The sequence below is a fragment of the uncultured Dechloromonas sp. genome, assembly GCF_945957265.1.
Classification (GTDB): domain Bacteria; phylum Pseudomonadota; class Gammaproteobacteria; order Burkholderiales; family Rhodocyclaceae; genus Azonexus.
On record NZ_CAMFKO010000012.1, the window covers coordinates 1 to 24,820 of the forward strand.

The 24,820-nt window shown below is 63.9% G+C and carries 25 protein-coding genes and 1 tRNA gene; 15 read left to right on the forward strand and 11 right to left on the reverse strand.

Features of this window, described 5'->3' with window-relative positions; all coding sequences use genetic code 11:
- The 6 genes from Q0P59_RS08195 to Q0P59_RS08220 form a co-directional block, all read left to right on the forward strand.
- The coding region (locus Q0P59_RS08195; RefSeq protein WP_295005453.1) for a cytochrome c-type biogenesis CcmF C-terminal domain-containing protein at nucleotides 1-1,269 on the forward strand (1,269 nt) is incomplete at its 5' end.
- A gap of 7 nt (nucleotides 1,270-1,276) precedes the next feature.
- Entirely contained in the window at nucleotides 1,277-1,804 is a 528-nt protein-coding gene (locus Q0P59_RS08200; RefSeq protein WP_295005455.1) for a DsbE family thiol:disulfide interchange protein, read from the forward strand.
- A complete protein-coding gene (locus Q0P59_RS08205; protein WP_295005457.1) occupies nucleotides 1,797-2,246 on the forward strand; it encodes a cytochrome c-type biogenesis protein in 450 nt (149 codons plus the stop codon). Before Q0P59_RS08200 ends, Q0P59_RS08205 begins: the two co-directional genes overlap by 8 nt.
- 14 nt (nucleotides 2,247-2,260) lie before the next feature.
- Nucleotides 2,261-3,514, forward strand: a complete 1,254-nt coding sequence (gene ccmI, locus Q0P59_RS08210; RefSeq protein ID WP_295005459.1) for a c-type cytochrome biogenesis protein CcmI — start codon at nucleotides 2,261-2,263, stop codon at nucleotides 3,512-3,514.
- An 82-nt stretch (nucleotides 3,515-3,596) separates the two neighbouring features.
- Entirely contained in the window at nucleotides 3,597-4,160 is a 564-nt protein-coding gene (locus Q0P59_RS08215; RefSeq protein ID WP_295005461.1) for a DUF3365 domain-containing protein, read from the forward strand.
- Nucleotides 4,132-4,680, forward strand: coding sequence for a TlpA disulfide reductase family protein (locus Q0P59_RS08220; RefSeq protein ID WP_295005462.1), 549 nt, complete (start codon nucleotides 4,132-4,134; stop codon nucleotides 4,678-4,680). Before Q0P59_RS08215 ends, Q0P59_RS08220 begins: the two co-directional genes overlap by 29 nt.
- 3 nt (nucleotides 4,681-4,683) lie before the next feature.
- On the opposite strand, the gene Q0P59_RS08225 is transcribed toward Q0P59_RS08220, so the two are convergent.
- A complete protein-coding gene (locus Q0P59_RS08225; protein ID WP_366090494.1) occupies nucleotides 4,684-5,040 on the reverse strand; it encodes a tetratricopeptide repeat protein in 357 nt (118 codons plus the stop codon).
- Between Q0P59_RS08225 and Q0P59_RS08230 the strand changes: the two genes are divergently transcribed.
- From Q0P59_RS08230 to Q0P59_RS08260, 7 genes are read left to right on the forward strand one after another with little or no spacing between them, the layout of a single operon-like run.
- Nucleotides 4,939-5,352: a hypothetical protein gene (locus tag Q0P59_RS08230; RefSeq protein ID WP_295005466.1), complete on the forward strand. Its 414-nt coding sequence runs from the start codon at nucleotides 4,939-4,941 to the stop codon at nucleotides 5,350-5,352. The two genes, Q0P59_RS08225 and Q0P59_RS08230, sit on opposite strands and share 102 nt — an antisense overlap.
- Nucleotides 5,349-6,866: an ATP-binding protein gene (locus Q0P59_RS08235; RefSeq protein WP_295005468.1), complete on the forward strand. Its 1,518-nt coding sequence runs from the start codon at nucleotides 5,349-5,351 to the stop codon at nucleotides 6,864-6,866. Before Q0P59_RS08230 ends, Q0P59_RS08235 begins: the two co-directional genes overlap by 4 nt.
- 25 nt (nucleotides 6,867-6,891) lie before the next feature.
- Nucleotides 6,892-8,256 carry a sigma-54 dependent transcriptional regulator gene (locus tag Q0P59_RS08240; RefSeq protein WP_295005470.1) on the forward strand — a complete coding sequence of 455 codons (1,365 nt, stop codon included), beginning with the start codon at nucleotides 6,892-6,894 and terminating at the stop codon, nucleotides 8,254-8,256.
- 27 nt (nucleotides 8,257-8,283) lie between these two features.
- Nucleotides 8,284-8,928, forward strand: coding sequence for a tetratricopeptide repeat protein (locus Q0P59_RS08245; protein ID WP_295005472.1), 645 nt, complete (start codon nucleotides 8,284-8,286; stop codon nucleotides 8,926-8,928).
- A gap of 28 nt (nucleotides 8,929-8,956) precedes the next feature.
- Nucleotides 8,957-9,265, forward strand: a complete 309-nt coding sequence (locus Q0P59_RS08250) for a cytochrome c (protein ID WP_295005474.1) — start codon at nucleotides 8,957-8,959, stop codon at nucleotides 9,263-9,265.
- Nucleotides 9,262-10,326 (forward strand): two-component regulator propeller domain-containing protein, encoded by a 1,065-nt coding sequence (locus Q0P59_RS08255; protein ID WP_295005477.1) that lies wholly within the window; start codon nucleotides 9,262-9,264, stop codon nucleotides 10,324-10,326. Before Q0P59_RS08250 ends, Q0P59_RS08255 begins: the two co-directional genes overlap by 4 nt.
- Before the next feature lie 28 nt (nucleotides 10,327-10,354).
- Nucleotides 10,355-11,572, forward strand: a complete 1,218-nt coding sequence (locus Q0P59_RS08260; protein WP_295005479.1) for a two-component regulator propeller domain-containing protein — start codon at nucleotides 10,355-10,357, stop codon at nucleotides 11,570-11,572.
- Nucleotides 11,573-11,617: 45 nt separating this feature from the next.
- Here the strand turns inward: Q0P59_RS08260 and Q0P59_RS08265 are convergent, their stop codons facing one another.
- The 8 genes from Q0P59_RS08265 to tig form a co-directional block, all read right to left on the reverse strand.
- On the reverse strand, nucleotides 11,618-12,493 hold the full coding sequence (locus Q0P59_RS08265) for a hypothetical protein (RefSeq protein ID WP_295005481.1): 876 nt from the start codon (nucleotides 12,491-12,493) through the stop codon (nucleotides 11,618-11,620).
- Nucleotides 12,494-12,668: 175 nt separating this feature from the next.
- The gene (locus tag Q0P59_RS08270; protein WP_295005483.1) at nucleotides 12,669-13,709 is read right to left on the reverse strand and encodes a hypothetical protein; all 1,041 of its coding nucleotides are present in this window, start codon (nucleotides 13,707-13,709) and stop codon (nucleotides 12,669-12,671) included.
- A gap of 12 nt (nucleotides 13,710-13,721) precedes the next feature.
- Nucleotides 13,722-14,771, reverse strand: a complete 1,050-nt coding sequence (locus Q0P59_RS08275; RefSeq protein ID WP_295005485.1) for an ABC transporter substrate-binding protein — start codon at nucleotides 14,769-14,771, stop codon at nucleotides 13,722-13,724.
- Nucleotides 14,772-15,023: 252 nt separating this feature from the next.
- Nucleotides 15,024-15,296 carry an HU family DNA-binding protein gene (locus Q0P59_RS08280; RefSeq protein WP_295005487.1) on the reverse strand — a complete coding sequence of 91 codons (273 nt, stop codon included), beginning with the start codon at nucleotides 15,294-15,296 and terminating at the stop codon, nucleotides 15,024-15,026.
- A 165-nt stretch (nucleotides 15,297-15,461) separates the two neighbouring features.
- Entirely contained in the window at nucleotides 15,462-17,876 is a 2,415-nt protein-coding gene (gene lon / locus Q0P59_RS08285) for an endopeptidase La (RefSeq protein WP_295005489.1), read from the reverse strand.
- 72 nt (nucleotides 17,877-17,948) lie between these two features.
- Nucleotides 17,949-19,211 (reverse strand): ATP-dependent Clp protease ATP-binding subunit ClpX, encoded by a 1,263-nt coding sequence (gene clpX / locus Q0P59_RS08290; RefSeq protein ID WP_295005491.1) that lies wholly within the window; start codon nucleotides 19,209-19,211, stop codon nucleotides 17,949-17,951.
- A gap of 13 nt (nucleotides 19,212-19,224) precedes the next feature.
- Entirely contained in the window at nucleotides 19,225-19,854 is a 630-nt protein-coding gene (clpP, locus tag Q0P59_RS08295) for an ATP-dependent Clp endopeptidase proteolytic subunit ClpP (RefSeq protein WP_295005493.1), read from the reverse strand.
- A gap of 67 nt (nucleotides 19,855-19,921) precedes the next feature.
- Nucleotides 19,922-21,226 (reverse strand): trigger factor, encoded by a 1,305-nt coding sequence (gene tig / locus Q0P59_RS08300; protein ID WP_295005495.1) that lies wholly within the window; start codon nucleotides 21,224-21,226, stop codon nucleotides 19,922-19,924.
- Nucleotides 21,227-21,392: 166 nt separating this feature from the next.
- On the opposite strand from tig, the gene Q0P59_RS08305 reads away from it, so the two are divergent.
- Together Q0P59_RS08305 and Q0P59_RS08310 are read left to right on the forward strand one after the other, a co-directional pair.
- A tRNA-His gene (locus Q0P59_RS08305) sits at nucleotides 21,393-21,468 on the forward strand.
- Nucleotides 21,469-21,531: 63 nt separating this feature from the next.
- Complete coding sequence (locus Q0P59_RS08310) at nucleotides 21,532-22,995, forward strand: aminoacyl-histidine dipeptidase (protein WP_295005497.1); 1,464 nt, start codon at nucleotides 21,532-21,534, stop codon at nucleotides 22,993-22,995.
- A 9-nt stretch (nucleotides 22,996-23,004) separates the two neighbouring features.
- Here the strand turns inward: Q0P59_RS08310 and Q0P59_RS08315 are convergent, their stop codons facing one another.
- Both Q0P59_RS08315 and prmB read right to left on the reverse strand, forming a co-directional pair.
- The gene (locus Q0P59_RS08315) at nucleotides 23,005-23,874 is read right to left on the reverse strand and encodes a spermidine synthase-like protein (protein ID WP_295005499.1); all 870 of its coding nucleotides are present in this window, start codon (nucleotides 23,872-23,874) and stop codon (nucleotides 23,005-23,007) included.
- Between the two features lie 9 nt (nucleotides 23,875-23,883).
- Nucleotides 23,884-24,774: a 50S ribosomal protein L3 N(5)-glutamine methyltransferase gene (gene prmB / locus Q0P59_RS08320; RefSeq protein ID WP_295005501.1), complete on the reverse strand. Its 891-nt coding sequence runs from the start codon at nucleotides 24,772-24,774 to the stop codon at nucleotides 23,884-23,886.
- Nucleotides 24,775-24,820: the final 46 nt, after the last annotated feature.

A 24,820-nucleotide genomic window follows, 5' to 3' on the forward strand; every position in this document is an offset into this window, starting at 1 on the left:
GGCGGCTGGTGGTTCTGGGACCCGGTCGAGAACGCCTCCTTCATGCCCTGGCTGGTGGGCACGGCGCTGATCCACTCGCTGGCGGTCACCGAAAAGCGCGGCTGCTTCAAGAACTGGACGGTAATGCTGGCGATCATGGCCTTTTCGCTGTCGCTGCTCGGCACCTTCCTGGTCCGTTCGGGCGTGCTGACCTCGGTGCATGCCTTCGCCACCGATCCGAAGCGCGGCATCTTCGTGCTGGCCTTCCTCGCCATCGTCGTCGGCGCCTCCTTGCTGCTGTTCGCCTGGCGGGCGCCGAAGGTGGGCCTGGGCGGCTCCTTCCAGATGTTCTCGCGCGAGTCGCTGCTGCTGGTCAACAACGTGCTGCTCACGGTCGCCGGCGCGGCGGTGCTGATCGGCACCTTGTACCCCTTGTTCCTCGACGCGCTCGACCTGGGCAAGATTTCGGTCGGCGCGCCTTACTTTGAAAGCATCTTCGTGCCGCTGATGGCGCCGATGGTGCTGCTCATGGGCCTGGCCCCGTTCGCTCGCTGGAAAGCCGCGTCGCGCAGCGATTTCCCGCTGACGCTGTGGGTCGGCGTGTTCGCTGCGCTGGCCGCGGCGATTGCCTTGCCGATGGTCATGGGCAGTTGGTCGGCCCTGGCCAGCCTGGGCGTCTTCCTCGGCTGCTGGGCCATTCTTGCCAGTCTGCTCGTGCTGCTGGCGCGCGCCGGTTCGCTGGACGGGGCGGGGCTGTCGCGCCTGGCCGGCATGTCGCTGGCGCAGTGGGGCATGGTCATGGCGCACATCGGCGTCGGCGTCTTCATCCTCGGCGTGACCTTCGTCAAGGCCTATGAAACCAACAGCGACGTCAAGATGAGCGTCGGCGACACGACCACCGTCGGCGGCTACGTCTTCGCTTTCCGGGGCATCAACGAGGTCAAGGGGCCGAACTACATGGCCGCCCGGGCGCGCATCGAGGTCAGCCGCGACGGCCGCATCGACCGGGTGATGGAACCCGAGAAACGCATCTACACCGCGCAGCGCATGCCGATGACCGAAGCGGCCATCGATACCGGGCTGTTCCGCGATCTGTATGTTTCGCTGGGCGAGCCGGTCGATATGAATACGTGGATCGTCCGCGTCCAGCACAAGCCGCTGGTGGACTGGATCTGGTGGGGATGCCTGCTGATGGCGCTGGGCGGCGGCATGGCGGCGGCCGACCGGCGCTACCGCATCTCGGCTCGGGCAAGGGCGGGCGAGGCTGCGTTCTCGTCGGCCAAGGCGTGAGGTGGCGATGCGCAGATTCCTGCTCCCGCTGATCGTTTTCGTGGTCCTCGTCGGCTTCCTGGCGGTCGGGCTGCGCCTGAATCCGCGCGAGGTTCCGTCGCCGTTCATCGGCAAGCCGGCACCCGCCTTCACGCTCAGCCAGCTGCACCAGGCCGATGCGCAGTTTTCCCCGCAGGACATGCGGGGGCAGGTGTGGCTGCTCAACGTCTGGGCTTCGTGGTGCGTTTCGTGCCGCCAGGAACATCCGGTCCTGGTCGAGTTGTCCCGGCACAAGGTCGCGCCCATCATCGGCCTCGACTACAAGGACGATCGCGACCCGGCCAAGGCCTGGCTGGCCGAACATGGCGATCCTTATCGCTTTTCCATCTGGGACCGCGACGGCAAGGTCGGTATCGACTACGGCGTCTATGGCGTTCCCGAAACTTTTGTGATCGACAAGGCGGGCGTGGTTCGCATGAAACACGTCGGTCCGCTGACCCAGACAGTGGTCAGCCAGAAAATCATTCCGTTGGTGAAGGAGCTGAACGGTGCGTAAATTGATAGCTGCAGCCCTGCTGACCCTTGGCTGTGCCTTTGCCGTCGCCGGCGAAGCGCAACGGGTCAGTGAAGATCCGGTCCTCGAGGCCAAGGTTCAATCGCTGGCCGAGGTGCTGCGTTGCCTGGTCTGCCAGAACCAGAACCTGGCGGACTCCCACGCCGACCTGGCCATCGACCTGAAAAACCAGGTGCGCGACATGCTGCGCCAGGGCAGGAGCGAAAAGGAAGTCATCGATTACATGGTCGAGCGCTACGGGGACTTTGTGTTGTATCGTCCGCCGCTGAAGACGACGACCTGGTTGCTGTGGGGCGGGCCTTTCCTGCTGCTCGGCGGCGGCATGGGCGGCTTGTTCTATTTCCTCCGGCGGCGCAAGGAGCTGGCTGAAGCGCCGCTCGACGACCAACAACGTACGGCGGCTGCCCGCCTCCTCCAAGGCTGAATCGAGAGAATCAAATGAGTGTGTTTCTGGTAGTTGGCGGCCTGCTGCTGGTCGGCGTTCTTGTCGCTCTGCTTTACCCCCTGCTCAAGCGCCAGCCGGCGCAACGCGAGGAAACGACCGGGCAGCGCGAGCTCAACCTGATCGTGCTGCGCGAGCAGCTGGCCGAAGTCGAACGCGATATCAGGGAAGGCCGCATCGGCGAGGAGGGCGGGCGCCAGTCCCGCGAGGAGCTCGAACGGCGGGTGCTCGAATACACCGCCGACGTGCCGGCCGAAGCGCGCAGCGGCAGCCGCAAGGTCAAGCTGGCCATCGCCCTCGGCGTCGCCTTCCCGGTCGCCATCGGCGCCTTGTACTGGACGCTCGGCGCGCCGGGGTCGGTGGTGCCGGGCAAGCAGGCGGCCGCCGGCAAGGACGGCCAGCATGCGCTGTCGCCCGAGCAGATCACCGCCATGGTCGAACGCCTGTCGCTGCGCCTGCAGGAGAACCCCAACGACGGCGCCGGCTGGCTGATGCTGGCCCGCTCGTATGCGGTGCTCGGGCGCTATCCCGAGTCGACCGCCGCCTTTGGCCGCGCCGTCGCGCTGCTGCCGCCCGATGCCCAGAATTTCGCCGACTTCGCCGACATCATCGCCATGTCGCAGGGCAAGCGCCTGGCCGGCGATCCCGAGCGGCTGGTGCAGCGCGCCCTGGAGATCGATCCGCGCAACGTGAAGGCGCTCGCCCTGTCGGGTACGATCGCTTTCGATCGCCAGGATTACGGGCAGGCGATTCGCGAGTGGCAGAAAGTGCTGGCGCTGGTTCCCGAGGATTCCGCCGCCGCGGCAGGCATCCAGGGGAGTATCCGCGATGCCGAGAACCGCATGGCCATTTCCGGCAAGCAGGCGACCGACAGCGGCAAGGCCGCGGGCGACACGCCGGCTGCCGCCGCCAAGCTCAGCGGCACGGTGGAACTGGACCCCAAGCTGCGCTCGGCGATGAAGCCCGGCGACACGCTGTTCGTCTTCGCGCGCGCGGTCAATGGCCCGAAGATGCCGGTTGCCATGCTGCGCGCCAAGGCAGACGACATGCCGATCAACTTCACGCTTGACGACAGCATGGCGATGGCGCCGCAGTTCAAGCTGTCCACGGTGGGTCAGGTCGTCGTCGGCGCCCGGATTTCAAAGAGCGGGGATGCGCTGGCGCGGCCCGGCGATCTCGAAGGGCTGTCTTCGCCGGTTTCGGTCGGCGGGGGAAATGTTAAAATCGTCATCAATTCGATCGTGCAGTAGCCTCGCCAAATCTGGTTTTTCGTTGTCCGGTGCGTAGCCTGCAGGTGGTTCCGGAGTGGGTGATATGCGTGGAAGATGTTCGATGGTTCTTGCCCTGCTGTGCGCGGCATGGGCGCCGGCTGCCGTGGCGCAGACCGGGCAGAAGGGATTGCTCGACGAAAGCCGGGCCGTGGCCAACCAGCTGATGACTCAGATTCGCGGCGAGCTGACCCGGGAGCTGGAGCGGACCGGGCCGGTTCGCGCCATCATCGTCTGCAAGTACAGCGTGCCCGAAATCACCTCCAACCTTTCCCGGCAGACCGGCATGCGCATCACCCGGGTTTCGCTGCGGCCGCGCAACCGGGCGCTGGGCGAACCGGACATCTGGGAGCAGCGCGTCCTTCTTGATTTCGAGAATCGTGTCGCCAAGGGTGAGAAAGCCGAGGCCCTGGAATACTCCGAAGTGGTCGATGAGCCGGCCGGCCGCGCTTTCCGCTACATGAAAGCCTTGCCGACAAGCCAGCCCTGCCTGCTGTGCCACGGACCGGGCAGCCAGCATTCGGAGGGCGTGAAAGCCCTGCTGGCGACCGAGTATCCGCATGACAAGGCGGTGGAGTACGGCATCGGACAGGTACGCGGTGCGGTTTCGATCAAAAAATCCTTCTGACGTCGTCCGCGACTCGCGTCGTCTTTTTCTTCGCCTGAGCATCTGCCTGCCGGCATTGGCCGCAGCCTGCGGGCGCGACGCCGCGGAGCGGGAAATCAGGGCGGGGGAGGCGTTCTCGCCGGTCGACCTGCCCGTTCTGGACAGCGGGGCGATGCGCCTGGGCGCCGGTGCCTTGCCCTGCCTGATCAACTTCTGGGCGACCTGGTGTCCGCCATGCCGCGCGGAAATGGCGTCGCTGAACCGCCTGCACCGGGATTACGCCGCGCGCGGCCTGGGTATTTTCGCGGTATCGGTGGATGAGGATATCCACATGGTGCGGGAGTATGTCAGGCGGAGCCCGCTCGACTTCCCTGTCTTGCTCGACAGTGGCGGCAAGCTGGCCGTGCGGCTGGGGGTTCCGGCCTATCCGACGACCTTGCTGGTCGATCGCGCCGCCCGGGTGAGCAGCGTCTGGGTGGGCGAGAGGGACTGGGATGCCGCCGATGTTCGTGCGACGATCGATCGCACGCTCGCCGGCTGAGGGTCAGCGCCCGGATTCGATGATGCCGAGCGCCTTCTTGGCTTCCTGGTGCCCTTGTGCGGCGGCTTTGCGCATCCAGCGGGCGGCTTCGGTCCGGCTGTCGATCACGCCCTTGCCGGCCAGGAAGAGCAGGCCGAGGTGATATTGGGCATCGGCGTGCCCGGCGCTGGCGGCCTGGAAGTACCAGGTGGCGGCTTCGCGATCCGGGTCGGGTACGGTTCTTGCGGCTTGGTTGCCAAAAAGATAGGCGGAACCGAGATGAAACATGGCATCGGCAGAACCTTGGCTGGCGGCTTTTTTCCAGTAGAAAACAGCCTGTCTCTCATCTTCGGGAACACCTTGTCCCATATAGTGGAGCATGCCGAGGCGGAACTGGGCCGTGCTGTTGCCGGCGGCGGCAAGCGGCGTCAGCAGTTGGGCGGCCTGTTTCGGCTGTCCGGCATCGATGGCCTTGATTGCGTCGGAGAGCGGGTCGGCAAGCGCGGCGTGCGAGAGTGTGAAAGACAGTGCGAAGATAAAATTGCGTACCCACATATTCAATTCGATGGCTTATTTTCTGTCGTTTGGTTGATGATCGGTCAGGAGCCTTTGCGGGGCTGGAACAGTCCGATCAGGGTGTTGAGCGGTTGGAGCAAGAATCAGGCCGTATTTTGCGGAAGGTTGGAAAAGTGACGGAAAAAAGTCCGGTTGGTGATGGCGGGCCCCTGGGGCAACGCCTGCCGCTGCTCAATTCCCTGCGCGGGAAGGGGTGGCTGTTCACCTTTCTGCTGGCAGTGTATTTCTCGATCATTACGCTGGTTGTCGCCTTCGAGCGCAAGACCATGCTCGAGTCGGTCAACCTGCTGCAGAGCATCAATGCGCGCGAGGAGTATCTTGTCGGTCTGAACTACGCCGTATCCCGGGCCGTGGTGTCGGTTAACGAAAACTATTTCGCGCCGGACGTCGAGGCCTCCGGAAAGATGCTGGCGCTTGAGGTCGAGGCGCTTTTGCCGGGGCTTTCCCGGCTGCAGACCGCGTATCCCGAGCTGACGGAATCTCGAACCATGCTCGAGCGCATGGTCAAGGAGCTGGTGGACGATCCGTCGCGTGCCAGCATCGCCGACCTGCGCGCCGCCATGCACCGGCTGGTGCTTTCCCTGGACCGGGTGACGGCCGATGTGGCGGCCAAGAAAGTGATATTCGCCGAGCAGTATCACAACTCCTTCCAGCGACTGACCACCGAGTGGCTGGCGTTTGGCGGGTTTGCGCTGATCTTTGTCGCCTTCGTCTTCAAGGTGTTTTTCCGGGGCCTGTCGGTCGATATCGAACGGGTGCGGCGGCATGCGACGCGGGTGCTGCGCGGGGAACCCAGCGCGAAACTGCTGCATTCGCGCAAGGATGAGCTGGGTTTGCTGATGGAGGCGGTCAACTCGATGCAGGACGAGCTGAGCAGGCGGGAGAGCGAGCTGGAGCTGACCCGGCAGCAGAACTTCCACAAGGAGAAGATGGCCGCCGTGGGTTCGCTGGCGGCCGCCGTCGCCCACGAGATCAACAACCCGCTGTCGGCCATCGTCGGCGTGGCGCAGGCGATGAACAACGAGTGCCAGGATACCCGCTGCTCGCATTATGGCGAGGAATGCCATCCGAACATGATCCTCGAGCAGGCGACGCGGGTCATGCAGATCACCCGCCAGATCAGCGAGTTCTCGGTGCCGCAGTCCCAGGAGGCGGAACTGACCGATCTCAACAGCCTGTTGCGGAGCACGGCCAATTTCGTCAAGTTCGATCGGCGCTTCCGCCGGATCGACGTGTCGCTCGAACTCGATGGCAATCTGCCGGCCGTCGTGCTGGTTGCCGATCACATGGTGCAGGTGGCCATGAATTTGCTTATCAATGCGGCAGATGCCATGGCCAACCTGGAAGGGCGCATGCCGACGATCCGGCTGGCGACCACTTGTGACGCGGAGTGGGTGACGGCGAAGGTGGTCGATAACGGCTCGGGTATTCCCAAGCAGGTGCTGCCGCACGTTTTCGAGGAGCGGTTCACCACCAAGGGGCCGGGGCGGGGGAGCGGCCTGGGCTTGTCGGTGTGCCGTTCCTTGATCGCCAAGGCCGGCGGAGTGATCGATGTGAGGTCCGAGGAGGGCGTCGGGACCGAAGTGGAAATCAGGCTGCCCGTTCCCTTGCTTGGGGCGGATTGTCGTTAGGATAAAAAGAGAAAGAGGCTGAGCGATGCATGTACTGGTAATTGACGATGAGGCGGCGATCCGCCAGATCCTGGCTTCGGCTCTGGGCAAGGCCGGCCATTCGGTCGACACGGCGTCCGGTGTCAAGGAGGCCTCGGCCAAGCTGGTGCGCGGCGATGTCGATGTCGCGCTGTGCGACATCATGATGCCCGACGGGAACGGCGTGGAGCTGGTGCGCAGCTTCCGGGGCAGCGGCATCGATACGCAGTTCGTGATGGTGACCGCCTTCGCCTCCATGGAAACCGCGGTCGAGGCGCTGCGGGCGGGGGCGACCGATTACATGGTCAAGCCGGTCCGCAACGAGGAGTTGTTGCACCGCATCGAGCAGATCGGTTCGATGCGGGGGCTGAAGGCGGAAAACCAGGCGCTGCGCCAGATGGTGGCCCGCGAACGGGGGGTATTCCATTTCGGCTCGCGTTCGATGATCGAGATGGAACGCCTGGTATCCAAGGTCGCGGTGACCGACAGCACCGTGCTGGTCACCGGCGAGAGCGGGACCGGCAAGGGGGTGACGGCCCGCAACATTCACGAAATGAGTCCGCGCAGCGAGTTCCCGTTCATCCCGGTGAACTGCGGCGCCATTCCGGAAAACCTGCTCGAGAGCGAGTTTTTCGGGCATGCCAAGGGGGCTTTCACCGGGGCCGACCGGGCGCGCAAGGGTTTGTTCACCCAGGCCGACCGGGGCACGCTTTTCCTCGACGAAATCGGCGAGCTGCCCCTGCACATGCAGACCAAGCTGCTCCATGTCATCGAGGACAAGGAGGTTCGTCCCCTGGGTGGCGAGCAGGTGCGCAAGGTGGATGTGCGGATCGTCGCGGCGACCAACCGGAACCTGGCGGAAATGGTCAAGGAAGGCCGCTTCCGCGAGGATCTCTATTTCCGGCTGGCGATGTTCCACATCCATATTCCGCCGCTGCGCGACCGCAAGGAGGATATCGCCCGGCTGATCCATTTCGTCCTGCAGAACCTGGCGGCCGGCCATGGCAAGAAAGCGCTCGAGCTGGACCCGATCGCCGAGGAGATACTGGTCGAGTTCGCCTGGCCGGGCAACGTGCGCGAACTGGAGAACGTGATCAACCGCGCCCACATCCTGGCCGACGGCGAGCGGATCACGCTGGCCGACCTGCCGCCGGACATCGCGCGCTCCGTGCAGAAGCGTGAAATTCCGGGCATCGAAATTGCTTCGAATGTCGGCCTGCGCGAGCAATTGCGTCGGCTGGAGTCGGAGATCATCACCCGCGCCTTGCGCGATGCGGGCGGGGATCGACGTCTTGCTGCTCAAAAACTTGATATCGGACTTTCCAGCCTCTACCGCAAGCTGGAGGAAATGGAAGCAAACAGTGTCGGATGAGGCGATGGTCGGAAACAGGAGTTGCGAATGATGTTTGCCCGGTGCTTGTGTCTCGCGTCGGGGCTTGTCCTCTTTTCCACGGCGCTTTTTGCCGCGGCCGAGGATGATTATCAGGCTGGACTGAAGAGCTATCGCAATGGCGACATCGTGGGGGCCATGACGCCCCTGCGGCAGGCTTCGCTGGAAGGGCACGCCAAGGCGCAGGCCCTGCTGGCGGAGATTCTGGATCGTACCGATTTCGACGAGGATGCCATCGTCCTTTACCGGAAGTCGGCCGATCAGGGCGATCTGGACGGCATGTTCGGGCTGGGCGTGATGATCGTTTCGGGAGAAGGCACGAAAAAGGATCTGCCGGCCGGTCGCGCGTGGATATTGAAGGCGGCGGAAGCGGGCCATGTGCTGGCGATCAATGCCATCGCCCAGGCCTACCTGAAGGGCGAGCTCGGTTTTACCGAAGCCGAGCGCAATACGCCGGATGCGCTGACCTGGGCAAAGCGGGCGGCGGATAACGATTACCTGCCGGCGATCGATGCCCTGGCGGCGGCTTATGGCAGCGGCAACGCATTCGGTGTTCAGGTCGATCGCGCCCTGTCCGAGCGCTATCAGGCGCAGGCCAACCGCATTCGCAGCCTGGACCCCGGCAAGGGCAAGAAAAAACAGCGTCGGCTGTAGTCAGCCGCTTATCGTTCAGGAGGGCGTTATGGGAAAGTCGGTTCGGGTAATGCTGGCTGCAATGCTGGCGACAGCGGCCATCGGCAATGCCTCGGCAACGAATATCGTGCAGGGGCAGCAGTTGTACCAGATGCATTGTGCGGCGTGCCATGGGGCGCGCGGCGAAGGGGTCATGCCCGATGCGCCGAAGTTTCGCATGGGCGAACGGCTGGATCAGCCGGACATGGTCCTGATGCAGTCCGTCAAATCAGGCAAGAAGACCATGCCACCGTTTTTTGGAATCCTGCAGGACGCGCAGATTCTTAGCGTGCTGGCTTACGTGAGAACACTACGATGAAATTGAAACTATGGTTGTGCGCCGCCGCGGTTCTGGTGCATGGGGCATTCCAGCCGGCGCAGTCGGCAGACAAGACCGGCGTGCGGGTCGTCGATTCCTTCGAGGTCGGCGACAACGTCTACGTCCGGGCGCTGACCGTCGAGAAGGCCGCCAACACCCTGTGGGTCGGCACCTCCGTCGGGGCGCACGAGATCGATCTGAAGTCGAGCAAGCCGCGCAATACCTTCACCCGCCAGCACGGCCTGGCCAACGAATACGTGTTCGCCATCGGGATCGATAGCGAGGGCTACAAGTGGTTCGGCACCAACGCCGGCGGGGCGTCCCGCTACAAGGACGGCAAGTGGAAAACCTATTTCCCGATGCACGGGCTGGCCGATTACTGGATCTACTCCTTCGCCAACGACAAGGCCGGCAACTTGTGGATCGGCACCTGGGCCGGCGTCAATCACTTCAATGTGAAAACCGGCAAGATGAAAACCTACGTCAAGGAGCTGATCAACGAGTGGGTCTATGGCCTGTCGGTCGACCAGGACGGGCGTGTCTGGTTCGGGACCGAGGGCGGCGTCAGCATGTACGACGGCAAGCGCTGGCGTTCCTGGACGCACAAGGACGGGCTGGGTTCCGAGAACGTGAACAACCTGCAGGCGAGCGCCAATACGGGGCTCGGGACGCGTTCGCGGCATGACCTGACGACCCAGGTCGAAGGTTTGTCATCGTACAACCCGAACTACGTGTTCTCCATCCATGCCGCGCCCGATGGCGTGATCTGGGCCGGTACCTGGGGCGGCGGCGTATCGCGCTACGACGGCAAGCGGTGGACCAACCTGACCACCCAGGACGGGCTGGCCGGCAATATCGTGTATTCCATGGTGCAGGACGACAAGGGCGTGTTCTGGTTCGGCACCGACAAGGGTTTGTCGCGGTACGACGGCAAGACCTGGAAAACGCTGGGCAAGGCCGACGGCCTTTTCGATACGCACGTCTATGCCGTGACGGTCGCGCCGAACGGAGACATCTGGGCCGGCACGAAACGCGGCGTGGTGCGCGTGGCCCCGCAATGATCATGCAGCAGAAAGGCAAGGAATGAACATGTTTCCCCGATTGAAGACGCTCGGCCCGATCGCTGCCGGCATCGCCATCCTCGTCCAGGCGGGCATGGCGGCCGCCGGCCCCAACACGCCGGCGCCCGTGCATCCGCCGATCAGCGGCGCCGCCGCCCATCCGGCCATCCCGCAGCAGCCGGTGGAGCGTGAAGGCAAGGTGACCGTCGATCCGGCGGCCAAGTTCACCCACTTCCGCGTCGGCAACAAGAACGTCAAGTCGATCTACCTGGATGGCTCCGTGGTCTGGGTCGGCACCTCCGGCGGCGTGGTGCGCTATGACACCAAGGACGACAGTTTCAAGCTCTTCGACGCGCGCAACGGATTGTTGTCGAACGGCATGTTCTATGTCGGCCGGGTCAAGGGCATGCTAGCCGTCGGCACCTATGGCGGCGGGCTGTCGCTGCTCGACGAGAAAACCGGCAAGTGGAAGAACTACAACATTCCGGATGGGCTCGGCGACGCCTTCGTCTACGACGTGATCACCGCGTCGAATGGCGATATCTGGATCGCCACCTGGTCGGGGGTCAATCGCATTCGCGGCGGCAACCTGGATGATCGCAGCAAGTGGGATCTCTATACCGTCGAGAATACCAAGGGCGGCGTCCCGAATGACTGGATCTACGGCCTGGCGGAAGGCAAGAACGGCGACATCTGGCTGGCGACCGAAGGCGGCATGGCCCGCTTCGCCAACAACAAGTGGGAGAACTGGAATCACGCCAAGGGCCTCGGCGCGCCGTATGCCAAGGTCAAGGATGCCATCGCCTTCAAGAACGACCCGGGCAAGCAGTCTACCCACCATGCCAAGCAGAAGCAGGAAATGGGGCTGCAGGGCGTCGATGTGGCGTATAACCCGAACTACGTCGTGTCGCTCGAAGTGGATAAGCAGGGCACGGTGTGGGCCGGCACCTGGGGCGGCGGCCTGTCGCGCTTCGATGGCAAGCGCTGGGTCAACTACACGACCGTCGAAGGGCTGCCCGGCAATCACGTCTTCATGCTGCATGCCGATGCCACGGGCAAGCTATGGATCGGCACCAATAACGGCCTGACCACCTATGTCCCCGAAACCGGGAAGTTCTCCAAGGCCTTGACGACGGCCGACGGCCTGTTCGCCAACAACGTCTTCGCCATGGGTTCGTCGGCGAAGGGCGATCTGTGGGTGGGCAGCTTCGGCGGCGTGGCCCACCTTCGCGCTCCCCAGAAGTAGCGATTCGGCACTTGCGCCGGCGGGCATGTCTTGCCCGCCGGCTGCTCAGAAAACCGGAACGCCCATCATTTGCAGGGCACGGTTCAGCTGCAGGTTGGCCTTTTCCATTTCCTTCACGGCCGCGCCGTAGTCCCCGGCGTTGGCCCGCCCCGATGCTTCCGACTTGATCGCGTTGGCCCCCTGCAGGTAGGCGTCGACCTGCTTCCTGGCGTCGCCGCTGGCACGCTCTTCGCGAATCATCATGCCGACCAGGATCTCGTTGGAGTAGAAGCGCTTTTGTTCGTAGTCGAACTCCTCGCGAGGCGAAGCGAACTGAAGGCGCATGACCACTTCCTGCCCGTCGCGCAGGCGTGAAATCTCCTCGACGGCGAGCTTGTAGGTCGCCGCCATCCGCTTGGTGGCTTCGACCTGCTGGCCGGCGTCGAACAGCTTTCGGCCGTCGGCCGCCATGGCGTCGATGCGGACAATCAGCTGGCGGGCCGCCGCGGCGGTTTGCGGCGTCTGGGTCATGTCCTGCAGCGTTCGCCGATAGCTCTCGATCTGGCTGGCATGCTCGTCGAACTGTTTCTTCAGCGCGCCGCCCGCGCCCGGCTTGTCGCCGGTGAGCTGGCTGCTGGCCTTGGAGAGGTTGCGCAGGGCTTCATCCAGTTGCTCGATGGCCTCTTCCGCCTGGGCAAGGCCGATTGCGGTTCCGGCCCGGGCGAGCAATTGCCGGCTTTGTGCAATCAGGGCGACGACCTCGGGATTCCGGCCGTCCTGCGCCGCCCTGATCGCTGGCGCATTGATCAGCGTCTCAAGCAGCCTGGCCTTTTGCTGGGCCAGGATCAGTTTTTGATTGGTCTCGGCGGATGCCGGAGCCGAGCAGATTGCCAGGGCAACGAGAATCATCCTCAGGCTATGGCGGCATATGGAGAGGCGCATCGTGTGTTCTGCGATCACTGTCTGGAGTTCTGAATGGAAACCTCGGCATGCCGGGCGCCTGGCTCGTCGGGATGGTATCCGCACCAGGCCGGTAGGCGGCGGTCCGCGCATGTCAGAAAATCAAAGCAGGAATCGGGCCGAGCGGTCGGCGTCGGCCGGGCAGGGGGCTGCCGAGTCAGCGAGTCGGGTCGATGGTCGCGGTGTCGAGGCGCTCGGCGGATGCCGGAGCGCTTCCGCGCATCCGTTCCTCCATGGACAGCGCGAGCAGCCGCGCCGTCCTGATCGGCCCCGTCTGCGCCGTGCGCAGGCTGTCGATGACCTGTTCGTCGATGCTGTCGAGGGTCTTGTGGCGTATTTCGGCTTGCAGGAGGGCATCCATCTGCCGCGAAGCCCTCAGCCAAAGCCCCGAGAAGCCGATGGTGACGGCAATGAGCAGAATGAAAAAGGTCAGCATCACCGGGCGGGCGATGGTTCCCAGGCTTATCAGGTCGCTGCCCAGCGGTTCGATGAGCAGTTTCGGCGAGGCTTCGCTCTCCGGGCCGGACCACGTCAGGTAGGCGCTGGCGTCGCCGCTCTCCGGTCTGGGATAGCGCGCCGCGGTGCTGCGCAGGCCTTCCTCGCCATCCGACGAGGCGACCGCCTTGCCCTTCCACCACAGGCTGAGCCGGGTGCCCGGATAGGTCATCTGGGTCAGCAGGGCATGGTCCATCGGCTTGAACAGCACCAGATAGCCGTTTTCCTTGCCCAGCCAGATGAATTGGCGAACGACCAGGTACAGCGTTCCATCTGTGGGATTTTGAACCCAGGTGTTGGTCTGCCCGGGCAGAAACTTGACGCTGGTCTCGATATGGCTGGCATAGTCGTAGGCGGCAATTTTCTCGCCTTGCGTGGTTTCAATTCTCAGGGATGGAAACTCGATGCTGTTGCCCTGGGAAATCAGGTACACCATGAGCTTTTCCTTGCGCTGCTCGGTGTTCGCCAGGATTTCCTGCGCCTCGAGGCGGGTCTTCAGATTGAAGGATTCGCGCCCCCAGCGGCGATCAAGGTCGGCAAGGACGGCGGCGTAATGCTCCCGGGCATTCGCCAGCTGGGTTGCCCGGAACTTGTCGTTGAACTGCTCTTTCGTCCATATCCCCAGGATGCTCAGGCTGAGCAGGATCAGCAGCAGGACACTGGCCAGCCGAAAGGCCAGTTGGGAGTTCAGTGTACGCAGCATGGCCCGGTTCGCTCAGTCCTTGGTGCCCACCCAGCGCGCGTCGATCATGGTGTCGATACGGAAGTTCTCGGCGGCAGGGTTGCCGGCCTGGGAGTCGATGAAAAAAATCTCGGTCTCGCGCAGCTGCTTGTTCGAAAAGGCACCGTCCTTGCTGTACTGGCGGGGAAATTTCTTGAGTACCACGATCAGCTTCTGGCGTTCGTCGGGATCGGTGATGCCCAGGGCGCCGACGAACTCTTCCGGGGTGTGCGTGGCAATCCACTGCAAGGTTCGCTTGATGATGCGAACCATGGTTTCGGCCTTGGCCGTATCCTTTTCCAGCTTGTCCGATCGTCCGATCAGGGCCCCGCGCAGGAAGCCCGAGCCGGCGTACTGGCGCGCCATCTGGGCATCGCCGAGGTGAACCAGCGGGAAGGCGATCTTGTTCGTCACCATGTAGGTGGCGTGCGGCTCGTCGCCGATGACCGCATCGACGGCGCCCGATTTCAACATCAGGGATTCCGACTCCCAGCGTCGTCCGATGCCGACGATGCGATAGCTTCCCGGGGGGACGCCGCCCCGGCGAAACATCAGTTCCAGCACCTGCTGCGAGGTGCTCTTGTTGGCGGTCGAATTGCTGTGCAGGCCTATCGTCCGGCCTTTGAGATCGGCAATGCTCCTGACTTCGTTCTTCAGCCCCTGGCGGACCAGCAGGGCGTAAAGCGGCAGGTCGTTGATCGCCGCCAGGGCCACCACGCGCTTGTCCTTGAGACGGACCGACATGGCGGCCGGCAGGCCTACCACCGCGAAATCCACGTTGTTGTGCATGACGTCGTCGATGGCCGCCGGGCCTCCCGGCGCGAAGACGACCCGGACTTCCGCGCCTTCGGCCTTGTCGGCACCGATCCTGGAGATCAGCTCGACGGGGTAGTAGGAGGCCGCATTGGGCCCGGGGACGCTGACCGCGAGTTGCAGGGGCTCGGCGCCGACTAGCGCGGGCAGCAGCGCAATCGCTGCCAGCAATGCCTTGGCCCATGTCGATAACGGCGAGGCGGTCGAGTCGGATGTGTGGAAGGACGACATTACGTCATTATGCCGCAGGAAAGGCCGGCTTTGGTGCGCTCCCGTCGCATGGGAAGGGGTATTGCCATGCCTAGTGTCAAAAACACCGGCATTTCGCCTGGCTACAGGGGGGGGCAGGCAACAAAAAACCCCGCATGGGCGGGGTTTCCTGGTGCTGTCCGCGGTTCTCGGACAGCCATCCGGCGGCGCTGGAAGAGATCGAGCTGCCGGGGTGTGCCCGTGGCTCGTCCTCGCGTCCTGCGCCGGCGACGATTAGTTGCAGGCGTCCTTCAGGCCCTTGCCGGCGCGGAACTTCGGCGACTTGGCGGCCTTGATTTCCAGGGTCTTGCCGGTGCGCGGGTTGCGGCCGGTGCGGGCTGCGCGCTCGCCGACGTAGAAGGTGCCGAAACCGATCAGGCTGACCGAGTCGCCGTTCTTCAGAGCGCCGGAGATGGCCTCGACAGCGGCATCCAGCGCGCGGCCGGCAGCAGCCTTGGAGATATCGGCTTGGGAGGCGATGGCGTCGATCAGTTCAGATTTGTTCATATTGAAGTCCCCTAAAAAGTAGGATTTGGAGTGGTAAAACTTTGCGAGGACGGATTTATATCTCTGGCGAAATCCTTGTGTCAAGCGGATTCTCGGCCATTCCACCGGAGGCGGAAGGAGGGAAAGCTGCCGGCGCCTAAGCCACCGGCATCCTTCCCTTCAAAATCAATGAGTAACGACGGTCGAGGCCGCGGCTACGTCGGTTGCGGCCTGAACGCCGGAATCGGCGCCGGTGTCGGCCGGCAGGGCTTCCGGCTTGCGTTCCAGCGCCCGTTCCAGCACCTGGTCGATCCACTTGACCGGGACGATCTCGATCTTGTTCTTGATGTTGTCAGGGATCTCGGTGAGGTCCTTGACGTTCTCTTCCGGGATCAGCGCCGTCTTCAAGCCGCCGCGCACGGCGGCCAGCAGCTTTTCCTTGAGGCCGCCGATGGCCAGCACTTCGCCGCGCAGCGTGATCTCGCCGGTCATGCACACCTCGCAGCGGACCGGGATGCCGGTGTAGGACGACACCAGCGCCGTGGTCATGGCGATGCCGGCCGACGGACCATCCTTCGGCGTGGCGCCTTCCGGCACGTGGATGTGGATGTCGGTCTTCTCGAAGGCCTCGTCCTTGATGCCGAGGCGGTGCGAGCGGGCGCGCACCACGGAGCGGGCGGCTTCGACCGATTCCTTCATGACGTCACCGAGCGAGCCGGTGCGGATGATGTTGCCCTTGCCCGGCATGTTGGCGCACTCGATGGTCAGCAGTTCGCCGCCGACTTCGGTCCACGCCAGACCGGTGACCTGGCCGACCTGGTTTTCCTTCTCGGCCATGCCGAAACTGTAGCGTTGGACGCCGAGGAACTTGTCCAGGTTCTTGGCATTGACGGCAATCTTCGAGTCGCGCTTCTTGAGGACCAGGGTCTTGACGATCTTGCGGCAGATCTTGGAGATTTCGCGTTCGAGCGCGCGCACGCCGGCTTCCCGGGTGTAGTAGCGGACGATGTCGCGGATGGCGCTTTCGGCCACCGTCGCCTCGGTTTTCTTGACGCCGTTGTTCTTCAGCTGCTTGGGCAGCAGGTAGCGCATGGCGATGTTGACCTTCTCGTCCTCGGTGTAGCCGGACAGGCGGATCACTTCCATGCGGTCGAGCAGCGGCGCCGGGATGTTCAGCGTATTGGCCGTGGCCACGAACATCACGTCGGAAAGGTCGAAATCGACTTCGACGTAGTGATCCTGGAAGGTGTTGTTCTGCTCCGGGTCGAGCACTTCGAGCAGGGCCGACGACGGGTCGCCGCGGAAGTCCTGGCCGAGCTTGTCCACTTCGTCGAGCAGGAACAGCGGGTTGCGCACGCCGATCTTGGTCAGGCTCTGCAGGATCTTGCCCGGCATGGAGCCGATGTAGGTGCGGCGGTGGCCGCGGATTTCGGCTTCGTCACGGACGCCGCCCAGGGCCATGCGCACGAACTTGCGGTTCGTCGCCTTGGCGATGGACTGGCCGAGCGAGGTCTTGCCGACGCCCGGGGGGCCGACCAGGCACAGGATCGGCGCCTTGACCTTGTCGACGCGCTGTTGCACGGCGAGGTATTCGACGATGCGTTCCTTGACCTTGTCGAGGCCGTAGTGGTCCTGGTCGAGAATCTTCTCGGCGGCGCGCAGGTCCTTGCTGATGCGCGTCTTCTTGCGCCACGGCAGGCCGATCAGCGTTTCGATGAAATTGCGCACGACGGTGGCCTCGGCCGACATCGGCGACATCAGGCGCAGCTTCTTCAGCTCGCCCTGCGCCTTGGCCAGGCCTTCCTTGCTCATGCCGGCGGCGTTGATCTTCTTGTCCAGCTCCTCGAGATCGGCACCTTCCTCGCCTTCGCCGAGTTCCTTCTGGATGGCCTTGACCTGTTCGTTCAGGTAATACTCGCGCTGGCTCTTTTCCATCTGGCGCTTGACGCGGCCGCGGATGCGCTTTTCGACCTGGAGGATGTCGATTTCGGCTTCGAGCTGGGAGAGCAGGCGGTCGATGCGGTCGCGGATGCTTTCCATCTCCAGCACTTCCTGCTTCTGCTCGAGCTTGAGCGGCAGGTGGGCGGCGATGGTGTCGGCCAGGCGGCCGGCGTCCTCGATGCCGGCGATGGAGGACAGGACCTCCGGCGGGATCTTCTTGTTCAGCTTGACGAACTGGTCGAACTGGGCGACCACGGCGCGGCGCATGGCCTCGATCTCGTGATCCTCGACGCCGGGCTGGACCAGCGGGGTGGCCGTGGCCATGAACACGGCAGCCTGGACGTCGATGGCTTCGACGTGGGCGCGCTGCGTGCCTTCGACCAGCACCTTGACGGTGCCGTCGGGCAGCTTGAGCATCTGCAGGATGTTGGCCAGGCAGCCGATACGGTACAGGTCGTCGGGTTCCGGCTCATCCTTGGCGGCGGATTTCTGGGCCAGCAGCAGGATGTTCTTGCCCGATTCCATGGCCATTTCGAGGGCCTTGATCGACTTCGGGCGGCCGACGAACAGCGGGATGACCATGTGCGGAAACACGACGACATCGCGCAGCGGCAGCAGCGGCAGTTCGACGGTTTCCGGGAGGGTGTTGGGGTTCGACATTACGACGCCTTTGAAATAGGTATGTGCCCCCTATGATGGGGGCGGGGAAACCGGTTTTCAAGAGCCTCCGGCTCAGTTCGAGCCGGAAACCTTGGGCTGGTCAGCGTAAATGAGGAGGGGCGGCGTCTCGCCGTTGATCATGTTTTCGTCGATGACGACCTTTTCGACATTCTCCATCCCGGGGAGTTCGTACATCGTGTCGAGCAGGGCGTGTTCGATGATCGACCGCAGGCCGCGGGCGCCGGTCTTGCGCTCCAGCGCCTTCTTGGCGATGGCCGAGAGGGCGGGCGGGCGGATTTCCAGCTCGACGTCTTCCATCGCGAACAGCTTCTGGTACTGCTTGACCAGCGCGTTCTTCGGCTCGGTCAGGATCTGGACGAGCGCGGATTCTTCGAGTTCCTGCAGCGTGGCGACAACCGGCAGGCGGCCGATCAGTTCCGGGATCAGGCCGAACTTGATCAGGTCTTCCGGTTCGGCGTCGAGCATGATCTTGCCGACGGCCTTGCCGTCGTCCTTGCTCTTCACCTCGGCGCCGAAGCCGATGCCGCCGCGTTCGGAGCGGTTCTGGATGACTTTTTCCAGGCCGGCGAAGGCGCCGCCGCAGATGAACAGGATGTTGGTGGTGTCGACCTGGACGAAGTCCTGGTTCGGGTGCTTGCGGCCGCCCTGCGGCGGGATCGAGGCGGTGGTGCCTTCGATCAGCTTGAGCAGGGCCTGCTGCACGCCTTCGCCGGATACGTCGCGGGTGATCGACGGGTTGTCGGACTTGCGCGAAATCTTGTCGATTTCGTCGATGTAGACGATGCCCTGCTGCGCCTTTTCAACGTCGTAATCGCACTTCTGCAGCAGCTTCTGGATGATGTTCTCGACGTCCTCGCCGACGTAGCCGGCTTCGGTCAGCGTGGTGGCGTCGGCCATCACGAAGGGAACGTTGAGCAGGCGGGCCAGGGTCTGGGCGAGCAGGGTCTTGCCCGAGCCGGTCGGGCCGATGAGCAGGATGTTGCTCTTCGACAGCTCGACATCGCCGGCATTCTTGGCGGTGTGGCGCAGGCGCTTGTAATGGTTATACACGGCGACGGACAGGATGCGCTTGGCGACTTCCTGGCCGATCACGTACTGGTCGAGAATCGAGCTGATCTCGCGCGGCGTCGGCAGGTCGGAACGACCGGCCTTGGCGGCTTCTTCCGGCAACTCGTCGCGGATGATGTCGTTGCACAGTGCGATGCACTCGTCACAGATGAACACCGACGGGCCGGCGATCAGCTTCTTGACCTCGTGCTGGCTCTTGCCGCAGAAGGAGCAGTAGAGCAGTTTTTCCTGGCTGCCTTTGGTCATCTGTCGTTCTCCGTTAAGCCGCGTCGCGGCGGGTGAGCACCTTGTCGATCAGGCCGTAGGCGGCCGCTTCGTCCGCCGACATGAAATTGTCGCGGTCGGTGTCGTTTTCCAGGCGCTCCAGCGGCTGGCCGGTGTGCTCGGACATGATGCGGTTCAGCTTGTCCTTGATGGACAGGATTTCCTTGGCGTGGATCGCGATGTCCGAGGCCTGGCCCTGGAAGCCGCCCAGCGGCTGGTGAATCATCACGCGCGAGTTGGGCAGCGCGAAACGCTTGCCCTTGGCGCCGGCGCAGAGCAGGAAGGCGCCCATCGAGGCGGCCTGGCCGATGCACAGCGTCGACACGTCGGGCTTGATGAACTGCATGGTGTCGTAGATCGACATGCCGGCCGTCACCGAACCGCCCGGCGAGTTGATGTAGAAATAGATGTCCTTGTCCGGGTTTTCCGCTTCAAGGAACAGCAACTGGGCGACGACCAGGTTGGCGCTGGCGTCGTTTACAGGGCCGACAAGAAAGATCACCCGCTCTTTCAACAGGCGCGAATAGATGTCGTACGCGCGTTCGCCGCGTCCGCTCTGTTCCACCACCATCGGGACGAGGCCCAGAGCCTGCGGATCCCAGTTGCTTGCGTTGTCGATATTCATGTCAGCCCTTGTGTGTTGCTTGTTGGTTACGTTCAGGACGTTTGTCGCATTTGCGACAAGGTCGAGATTACTGCTTTTGGCCCATCAGTTCATCAAAAACGGCAGCCTTGTCGGTAACCTTGGCCTTGCTCAGCACCCACGTGACCACGTTGTTCTCGATGGCCACGCCTTCGACTTCCTGCAGGCGCTGCGGCTGGGCGTAGTACCAGCGGATGACTTCTTCCGGCTGCTCGTAGGAGGCGGCGGTTTCCTCGACCATCGCACGAACCTGTTCCGGGTTTGCCTGAAGCTTTTCCGTCTTCACGACCTCAGCAAGGATCAGGCCAAGGGTGACGCGGCGCTTGGCCTGGTCGGCGAACCATTCCGGCTGGATCGGCAGATCCTTGACCTTCATGCCACGCTGTTCCATGTCCTGGCGGGCGGCCTGCATCAGGCGCTGGATTTCCATGTCGACCAGGGCGACCGGCACGGTGATCGGGTTGGCGGCGAGCAGGGCTTCCATGACCTGGTCTTTGACCTTGCCTTCGATGCGGCGCTTCACTTCGCGCTTCAGGTTGGCTTCGATCTCGGCGCGCATCTTGGCGACGTCGCCGTCGGCGATGCCCATGCCCTTGGCGAAGTCGGCATCGACTTCCGGCAGCTTCGGCGCCTGGACCTGCTTGACGGTGATGTCGAACTGGACCGTCTGGCCGGCCAGATCCTTGGCGTGGTAGTCGGCCGGGAAGGTCAGGTCGAAGGTCTTGGCTTCGCCAGCCTTGGCGCCTTCGACGGCGTTCTCGAAGTCGGGCAGCATCATGCCCTGGCCGAGGACGAACGGGTAATCGTTGGCCTGGCCGCCCTGGAACGGCACGCCGTCCTTCTTGCCGAGGAAATCGATGACGACGCGGTCTTCCTTGGCGGCGGCGCGGTCGGCGTCGACGTAGGAAACGCGCTGCTTGAGCAGGATGTCGAGGGTCTTGTCGACTTCGCCGGCACCGACTTCGAGGGTCGGGCGCTCGATTTCGGAGGCCGACAGGTCACCCGGCACGAATTCCGGGTAGGTCTCGAAAATGGCGGTGAATTCGAGGTGGGTGGTGCTTTCGCTGGTCTTCGGCTCGATGCGCGGATAGCCGGCGACGCGGGTCTTCTGGGCGGTGACGGTTTCGCCGAAGACACGGTCGAGTTCCTCGGACAGCACTTCGTGGCGGGCCTGGTCGCCGTACTGCTGCTTGACGATGTTGAACGGCACCTTGCCCGGGCGGAAGCCAGGCATCTTCATGTTCTTGCCCATGCGCTTCAGGCGTTGTTCCATTTCCTTCTCGACATCGGCGATGGCGATGGAGAGGTCGACGCGGCGTTCGAGTTCGTTAGCTTGTGCAGTGGTTGCTTCCATGAGTATTCCTTGTGACTACGGAGCCGAGAAAAAAATTAAGCCGATAATAATATCACGGTCGCTCAAATGCCGTGATGCCCGCACCAATTCGGAGAAATGTCGATTTTCTGCAAAAGCCTGTAGACAGAAGCAAATGAGCGTCGTAGAATGCGGGCCTTCTTCGACGGCGGCATTAGCTCAGTCGGTAGAGCACTGGATTGTGATTCCAGGTGTCACCGGTTCGATCCCGGTATGTCGCCCCAGATTTAAACCCCCGAAAGTCGAAAGACTCTCGGGGGTTTTCTCTTTGGAGTTTGGCGATGCTTGTGTCCAGTGCTGCACACCCCGTGTTTTCCGGCCTTCAACCCGCAGCCGTCTGGGCGCATTTTGCCACGCTGTGCCGCATTCCCCGGGCCTCCAAGCATGAGGCGGCGCTGCGCGACGACCTGCTGGCCTGGGCCGAGGGGCGCGGACTGGCGGCCGAGGTCGATGCGGTCGGCAACCTGCTCGTCTGCAAGCCGGCGATGCCGGGACGGGAGGGCGCGCCGGCCGTGGTGCTGCAGGCGCATCTCGATATGGTGTGCCAGAAGAACGGCGACAGCGATCACGATTTCCTGCGCGATCCGATTGTTCCGGTGCTGGACGACGGCTGGTTGCGGGCTGAGAAAACGACCCTGGGGGCCGATAACGGGATCGGCGTTGCGCTGATTTTGGCTGTCCTGGCAAGCGACGACATCGCGCACGGACCGATCGAGGCCTTGCTGACGGTCGATGAGGAGGCCGGCATGGGCGGGGCGCGGGGCCTCGCGCCCGGGTTGCTGCAAGGCAGGCTGATGCTGAACCTGGATACCGAGGCGTGGGGCGAGTTTTATCTCGGCTGCGCCGGCGGGCTGGACGTCAATGTCGAGCGGCCGGGCCGGCCGGATGCAGTGCCCGACGATCATCAGGGCTGGCAGATCGTGCTGCACGGCCTGCGCGGCGGACATTCGGGCGTCGATATCCACGAAGGGCGCGGCAACGCGATCAAGCTGCTGGTGCGCGTGCTGCGCCGGCTGGAGGCGGATTTTCCCCTGCGTCTGGCGGCATTGCAGGGCGGCACGGCGCGCAATGCCTTGCCGCGCGAGGCGGTAGCGTCGTTTGCGCTGCCCCGGGGCATGGGCGATGGGCTGGTTGCTGCCGTGGCGGAACTCGAGGCGTTGCTGCGCGGCGAACTGCAGGGCGTGGACGAGGGACTGATGCTGGCCGTTTCGCCGTGTGCGACGGATTCCTTGCTGGCGCCCGCTGAACAGGCGCTCTGGCTGGCGACCCTGCATGCGGCGCCGCATGGCGTGCGCGGCATGAGCCGGCAGGTGCCGGGCGTGGTCGAGACCTCGAACAATCTCGGCATGGTCGATCTGCGGCCGGCTGGCGGTTCGTGCAACTTCATGGTGCGCTCGCTGCTCGACAGCGGCAGCACCGCGCTGGCGGACGAGATCGTCAGCCTGTGGGCGCTGAGCGGTACGGCGGCGACAACGGACGGCTACTATCCCGGATGGGCGCCGAACCCGGCGTCTGCCCTCCTGAAAACCTGCCAGGCCGTCTATCGGCGCGATTTCGCCGCCGATTCGACGGTGCAGGTGATTCACGCCGGCCTGGAATGCGGCATCATCGGCGCCAAGTATCCCGGCCTGGACATTGTGTCCTTCGGGCCGACCATACGCGGTGCCCACGCCCCGGGAGAGCGGGTCGAGGTGGCGTCGGTGGCCCGCTGCTGGCAACTGCTGACGGCCATCCTGGCCGAATTGCGCTGAGCAGCGAGCTCAGCGCCGGCGGATCGCTTCGCGGCGGGCGAGGCCGAGCTTGCTGGAGCGTTCCATTTTCTGCACGAAGGCCGGGAAATCGAGGCCGAACTTGGCGCGCAGTTCCTTGGCGTAGTTGTGCAGCCAGCGCCAGCGCGGCTCGAAGTAGGTTTCCTTGAAGGCGTAGAGCACGTGGTTGCCGTCGTCCGGCACCGAGATGACGATCACCTGGTCGTCGAACACGTGCATCGCCTCGCCGATCAGGCCGGCATAGCTTTCCTTCTCGCCGGCCAGGTTGATGACCAGCACGCCGTTGCCGGCCAGCTTGGCATGGGCGTTCTCGAAGAATGCGCGGTTGGCCAGGGCGGGCGCGAAGCCGGTCTTGTCGAAGGCGTCGACGAGCAGGACGTCGAGGCCCTTGTCGGTGGTTTCGAGAAATTCGGCGCCGTCGCCGTGGATGACCTGCAGGCGCTCGTTGTCCGGCGGCACCAGGAAGGTGTCGCGAAAGGCGATCACCCCGGCGTCGAGCTCGACGGCGGTCATGTGCGTGCCGGGCATGCGGTGGTAGCAGAACTTGACCAGCGAGCCGCCGCCCAGGCCGATCAGCGCGATGCGCTTCGGTCGCGGCTGGAAGAGCAGGAAGGCCATCATTTTCTGCGTGTAGCGGATGGCCAGGTCGTTCGGCGCCTTGAGCGACATTTCGCTCTGCATCAGGCGGACGTTGAAATACAGGAAGCGCGACTTGCCGTCGTCGATGACGAAAGGCTTGGGGTAGCTTTCGTCGAGCAGCTGGGCGCGCAGTTCGCCGGCGCGCGCCCACGCCGGTTCGTGCAGCAGCACCGTGCCCGTTTCGACGTCGAAGGGGCTGGGCAGTTCGTACAGCTGGGTCAAGCGGCGGACTTACCCGGGCAGGTCGGCGGCGTGGAGCAGGAAGACGTATTCGTCGCCGGCTGCTGTGTCCAGCCAGGTGAAGGGCAGCGTCGGGTAGGCGGCTTCCAGGGCATCGCGGTTGTGGCCGATCTCGACGACCAGGATGCCGTTGTCGGTCAGGTGCTTCTTTGCTTCGCGCAGGATGATGCGCGTGAAGTCGAGGCCGTCCTCGCCCGAACCAAGCGCCAGTTCGGGCTCGTGCAGGTATTCCGGCGGCAGCGCGGCGACCGATTCGGCATTGACGTAGGGCGGGTTGGATACGATCAGGTCGAAGCGGCGGCCTTCCAGCTTGGCAAAGGCGTCGGACCGGATCAGCTCGATGCGGTCGTACAGGCTGTAGTCGGCCACGTTGCGCTCGGCCACGGCGATGGCTTCGGGCGACAGGTCCACCGCGGCCACCTCGGCATTCGGGAAGGCGAGGGCGGTCAGGATGGCCAGGCAGCCGGAACCGGTGCACAGGTCGAGCGCCGATTCGACGGCCCAGGGATCGTCGATCCACGGCGCCAGTTGTTCGTCGAGCAGTTCGGCGATGAACGAGCGCGGCACGATGACGCGGTCGTCAACGTAGAAACGGTGTTCGCCCAGCCAGGCTTCGTGGGTCAGGTAGGCGGCCGGCAGGCGGTCCTGGCAGCGGCGATGGTAGATGTCGAGCAGCGCTTCGCGTTCGTGCGGCAACAGGCGCGCATCGAGGAAGGGCTCGAGGCGGTCGATCGGCAGGTTCAGCGTGTGCAGGGTGAGGTATACCGCTTCGTCCCAGGCGTTGTCGCTGCCATGGCCGAAGAACAGCCGGGCGGCGGTGAAGCGGCTGACCGCGTAGCGGAGATAGTCGCGGACAGTGATCAGTTCGGAGGAGGCGGTCATTGCTAGTCGGTAGTCGTTAGTAATTGTTGTTAGCAGGAGGGTTTTG